The organism is Methanomassiliicoccales archaeon (assembly GCA_014361295.1).
GTDB lineage: Archaea > Thermoplasmatota > Thermoplasmata > Methanomassiliicoccales > JACIVX01 > JACIVX01.
The window spans coordinates 1-1,497 of record JACIVX010000066.1 but is presented as its reverse complement, the minus strand read 5'-3'; the positions used below and the strand labels follow the sequence as shown (position 1 = coordinate 1,497).

Genomic DNA, 1,497 nt, shown 5'->3' with positions numbered 1-1,497 from the left:
ATCTGCGACCCGCACAACGAGGACGACAGTGAGTACATCGTGATCGACGAGATCTCCAACAACTCCGGGATCTTCTTCACCATGTCGGGGATCCGTCTTGAGCCGGTGTGGGACGCGGTGAATGGGTACCAGCTCGTGTTCGACGACTGGCGGGTCCAGGCGTTCAACGAGGACACGATCTTTGTGCGCTACAACTCCGTGGACTACGTGCAGTCGGAGGTCAACTATCTGGGCGATGGGAACCCGAACCAGTACTTCCCGCCGCAGATTCAAACCGGATCTGCCCGGAACCAAGTGTGGGACGTGTCGTTCACCAAGGCCAAGGTCTATGACTTCCAGGTCTTCGACGGCGAGACGCACCACATGCGGTTCCTGGATGGCGAGTACAAGCCGGTCACGGAGATCCCGGTTTCCGGAAGCCTCTACCTTGAGGTCACCGACCTGGACCAGAACGAGGACCCGCTCCTGCGCGAGCTCATCTTCGGCGGCTGGAACAAGGACGCCTACTCCGCCGACGATGTGAACTCAGCGCTTGGCTCTGGCAACACTCAAAATGCTGGTGAGCACTCTGGGCCGATCTGGTGGAAGAACACCGGGGACTCCGACGTGATGACCCCGAAGGGCGCGGTGACCACCCCGTCCGACGTGTTCCTGGGCGCCACGCCGACCACCGACACCAATAAGGACGACTCCATCTCCGGCATCGCCGAGACGGTGAAGATCTTCATGTGGAACGCGCAGAAGGGCACGTGGGAGCGGATGGATCTCCGGGAGACCGCGGTGGGGTCGGGCGTATTCCGGTCCACGGTGTGCGTGCCGGTGGGCGAGGGTGGCCTTGGCTCCTCCGGCGGGGACACGATCATGGCCTTCTACCAGGACCCGTCCAACCACTCGGACATCGCCATCATTTCCATCAAGGTGTCCCTGGGCGGCGCCGGTGCGGTGACTCCGCCCACGGTGGCTCTGTCCGTGGTCTTCGACAAGACCACGTACTACCCGGGCGACACGGTGACGATCACCGTGACGGACGAGCAGTACGCTGGTGCGGCGGAGATCGTGGGCACTAACGTCCTGGTGCTTCTCGATAAGGACGGCGAGGTCATCACGAGCTGGAATAAGCTCGAGGCCGTGGCCGGGCAGCCCGGGAAGTTCCGGGTCACGTACGTCCTCCCCGAGACGGTGAAGCTTGGAACGATCACCGCGAAGTACACTGACCCGTACATGACGACCCGCACGGCCCAGGGTCAGGCCACGGTGGTGGCCAAGGCCCTTTCGAACGTGGCGGGGATCACCATCTCCCCGAATCCGTTCAAGACGTCCACCACGTTCACCATCCAGGCTGAGCCTGCTGGCGCCGTGGCGGAGCGGATCACCATCACCATCTACGACCTCACCGGAGCCAAAGTGGCGGAGATCTCCGGCGAGAACACGGCGTCGGTGACCTGGGACGGCGGGAACCTCCGGAACGGCGCGTACATCTACGTGGCCGTGGTGGAG

At 63.0% G+C, this 1,497-nt stretch carries 1 protein-coding gene; it reads left to right on the top strand.

The genetic code is table 11. The features are described from left to right. Positions 1–39: 39 nt before the first annotated feature. Positions 40–1,497: hypothetical protein (locus H5T41_11115; GenBank protein ID MBC7109308.1), on the top strand; the 1,458-nt coding region annotated here is incomplete at its 3' end.